Origin of the sequence: Ideonella azotifigens (assembly GCF_006519715.1) — a bacterium.
Lineage (GTDB): Bacteria > Pseudomonadota > Gammaproteobacteria > Burkholderiales > Burkholderiaceae_C > Ideonella > Ideonella azotifigens.
On sequence record NZ_VIDT01000580.1, the window covers coordinates 1 to 3510 of the forward strand.

Below are 3510 nucleotides of genomic sequence, written 5' to 3' on the forward strand. Positions count from 1 at the left end.
ATGCCGCTCGCGTCGCGGCGGGATGCTAGTGGTTTTCCATTAATCAATCTACTTGATTTATTTATCCACTGTTTCCAGAATCCGCTCCACAACAAGCCGCGCCGCCTTCGGCGTTTTTTGCCCCAGGAGACCCATCCCGATGTCCTGCTTCCGCTCCGCTCCTCTGACCACGCTGGCCGTCGCCGCCTGGCTGTCGCTGGCCGCATCGCCTTCGCTGGCCGAAGACGCGCCGGTGATCGGCCTGATCACGAAGACCGAGACCAATCCGTTTTTCGTCAAGATGAAGGAAGGCGCGGCCGAAGCCGCCAAGGCCAAGGGCGCGAAGCTGCTGACCGGTGCCGGCAAGGCCGATGGCGACAACGCCGGCCAGGTCACCGCGATGGAGAACATGGTCGCGGCCGGTGCCAAGACCATTCTGCTGGTGCCCAGCGACAGCAAGGCCATCGTGCCGGCGATCAAGAAGGCGCGCGACAAGGGCGTGCTGGTCATCGCGCTGGACAGTCCGAGCGACCCGCCCGAGGCGGTGGACGCGCTGTTCGCGACCGACAACTACCAGGCCGGCGTGCTGATCGGCCAATACGCCAAGGCCGCGCTGGCGGGCAAGACGCCGGTCATCGTCACGCTGGACCTGTTCCCAGGCCACCCGGTGGGCGCGCAGCGGCACAACGGTTTCCTCAAAGGCATGGGCCTTGCCGCCCCCGAGGCCAAGAGCAACGAGCTGGGCAAGGGCGCCGAGATCGTCTGCATGGCCGACAGCTATGGCGACCAGGCCAAGGGCCAGACGGCAATGGAAAACTGCCTGCAGAAGGCGCCCGGCGTGAACCTGGTCTACACCATCAACGAGCCCGCCGCGGCCGGTGCGTACAACGCGCTGAAGAAGGCCGGCAAGGAGAAGGGCGTGGTCATCGTCTCGGTGGACGGCGGCTGCCAGGGCGTGAAGGACGTGGGCGCCGGCAAGATCGCCGCGACCAGCCAGCAGTACCCGCTGAAGATGGCCGCGATGGGTGTGGAGGCCGGCGTGACCTTCGCCAAGACCGGCAAGAAACCCAGCGGCTACACCGACACCGGCGTGATGCTGATCGCCGACAAGGCCGTGGCCGGTGTGAACAGCCAGACGGTGGCCAAGGGCACCGAACTCTGCTGGGGCAAGAAGTAATGTCTGCGCCGCTGCGCGCAGGAGGACCTGCGATGACACCCGATCCGACCGCCGCCGCAGCGGCGCCCGCCACGTCTTCTCCCACCGGACCGACCTTGGTCACAGTGGCCCCGGCCGCACCAGCAGGCGCCATCAGCCACTTGCCGCCCGGGCTGACCCTGGCCTCGCTCGGGCCGTTCATCGCGCTCTTGATCGCCTGCGTGTTCTTCGCGACGCAGAGCCCGATCTTCCTGACCGGTGGCAACTTCTCGCTGATCCTGCAGCAGGTCGCCGTGGTCGGCGTCATCGCCATCGGCCAGACGCTGGTGATCCTCACGGCCGGCATTGATCTGTCCTGCGGCATGGTGATGGCGCTGGGCGGCATCGTGATGAGCAAGCTGGCGGTGGACGCCGGCCTGCCGGCACCGCTGGCGCTGCTGGCCGGGCTGGCGGTGACCACGCTGTTCGGCCTGGTCAACGGGCTGCTGGTCACGCGGGTCAAGCTGCCTTCGTTCATCGTCACGCTGGGCACGATGAACATCGCGTTTGCGATCACGCAGCTGTATTCCAGCTCGCAGACCATCACCGACGTGCCGCCGCTGATGACGGCGCTGGGCAACACCTTTGCCATCGGCGGCACCGAGTTCGCGTGGGGCACGTTGCTGATGCTCGCGCTCTATGGCGTGGCCTGGTTCGTGTTGCGCGAGACGGCCGCCGGCCGGCATGTCTATGCCGTGGGCAACAACCCCGAGGCGACGCGCCTGGTCGGCATTCCGACCCAGCGCGTGCTGCTGGTGGTCTACGTGACGGCCGGCTTCTGCTATGGCCTGGCCTCGCTGCTCAGCGTGGCGCGCACGGGCGTGGGCGACCCGAATGCCGGCCAGACCGAGAACCTGGACGCCATCACCGCGGTGGTGCTGGGCGGCACCAGCCTGTTCGGCGGGCGCGGCGTGGTCATCGGCTCGCTGATCGGCGCGCTGGTGGTCGGCGTGTTCCGCAACGGGCTGACGCTGATGGGCGTGTCGTCCATCTACCAGGTGCTGGTCACCGGTGTGTTGGTGATCCTTGCGGTCGCTGCCGATCAACTTTCCCGCCGAGGCGCACGCTGATGTCCACGTTTTCGACCCCGACCAATTCGCACATCGCGCCCACGTCCAAAGCCAAGATCGTGATGCAGGCCACCGGCCTGGTGAAGCGCTATGGCCAGGTCACGGCACTGGACGGTGCCGACTTCGAGCTGCGTGCCGGCGAGATCCTCGCGGTGATCGGCGACAACGGCGCCGGCAAGTCCTCGCTGATCAAGGCGCTCTCCGGCGCCACGTTGCCGGACTCGGGCGAGATCCTGCTGGACGGCCAGCGCACGGTGTTCAAGAGCCCCATCGACGCACGCCGTGCCGGCATCGAGACGGTCTACCAGGACCTCGCGGTGGCGCCGGCGATGACGATTGCCGAGAACCTGTTCCTTGGCCGTGAGCTGCGCCGGCCTGGCCTGCCAGGCACGCTGCTGCGCATGCTGGACAAGCGCCGCATGCTGGCTGAGAGCGCGGCGCGGCTGGCGGAACTGAAGGTCGGCATCCGCTCGATGTCGCAGGCGCTGGAGACGCTTTCGGGCGGGCAGCGCCAGTGCGTGGCAGTGGCGCGTGCGGCGGCCTTTGCGCAGCACGTGGTCATCATGGACGAGCCGACCGCGGCGCTGGGCGTCAAGGAAGGCAACATGGTGCTGGAGCTGATCCGCCGCGTGCGCGACAAGGGCCTGCCGGTGGTGCTGATCTCGCACAACATGCCACACGTCTTCGAGGTGGCCGACCGCATTCATGTGGCGCGGCTGGGCAAGCGAGCGGCGGTGCTGAATCCGAAGAAAATCAGCATGAGCGACACTGTGGCGGTGATGACAGGCGCGCTGCGGCCGGATCAATTGCCCGCCGAAATGCTGGCAGCTTGAGTTCTGTTTTCCCCTTTTGTCTCGCCCCTGAAAGAGCCCCTTGCCTGCGTTGACCGCCGACCGCGAAAGCTTTGCTGAAGCCGATGCCGAAGCCGCGACGGCACGTGGCGGGGACACCCGCCTGTCCACCCGCGGCTCCAACCAGGGCGGGCTGCGCCAGTACAACGAGCGCGTGGTGTTGCAGGCGGTGCGCTTGCATGGCGCGATGCCGGGCGCGGACCTGGCGCGGCTGACGGGGCTGACGGCGCAGACCGTTTCGCTGATCAGCAAGCGGCTGCTGGACGAGGGCTACCTCGTGAAGGGTGCGCCGGTGCGCGGCAAGGTCGGCCAGCCTTCGGTGCCGCTGTCGCTGAACCCGCAGGGCGCGTACGCGGTGGGCATCAAGGTCGGCCGGCGGCAGATGGACACGCTGCTGGTGGACTTCACCGGCGCG

The 3510-nt window shown here is 67.5% G+C and carries 4 protein-coding genes; all 4 read left to right on the top strand.

Translation table 11 applies throughout. The features are described from left to right. Positions 1 to 139: 139 nt before the first annotated feature. Entirely contained in the window at positions 140 to 1156 is a 1017-nt protein-coding gene (locus FKP22_RS24380) for a sugar ABC transporter substrate-binding protein (RefSeq protein WP_141290254.1), read from the top strand. A 32-nt stretch (positions 1157 to 1188) separates the two neighbouring features. Then, positions 1189 to 2244 carry an ABC transporter permease gene (locus FKP22_RS24385; protein ID WP_141290255.1) on the top strand — a complete coding sequence of 352 codons (1056 nt, stop codon included), beginning with the start codon at positions 1189 to 1191 and terminating at the stop codon, positions 2242 to 2244. Continuing rightward, positions 2244 to 3077, top strand: a complete 834-nt coding sequence (locus FKP22_RS24390; RefSeq protein ID WP_141290256.1) for an ATP-binding cassette domain-containing protein — start codon at positions 2244 to 2246, stop codon at positions 3075 to 3077. The genes FKP22_RS24385 and FKP22_RS24390 overlap by 1 nt, the downstream gene beginning before the upstream one ends. A 121-nt stretch (positions 3078 to 3198) precedes the next feature. Next, on the top strand, positions 3199 to 3510 hold a 312-nt coding region (locus FKP22_RS24395), incomplete at its 3' end, for a MarR family winged helix-turn-helix transcriptional regulator (RefSeq protein ID WP_141290257.1).

Coding starts and splice junctions, on each gene's coding strand:
- FKP22_RS24390 (WP_141290256.1), top strand. CDS start 2,244: ATGTCCACGTTTTCGACCCCGACCAATTCGCACATCGCGCCCACGTCC.
- FKP22_RS24385 (WP_141290255.1), top strand. CDS start 1,189: ATGACACCCGATCCGACCGCCGCCGCAGCGGCGCCCGCCACGTCTTCT.
- FKP22_RS24380 (WP_141290254.1), top strand. CDS start 140: ATGTCCTGCTTCCGCTCCGCTCCTCTGACCACGCTGGCCGTCGCCGCC.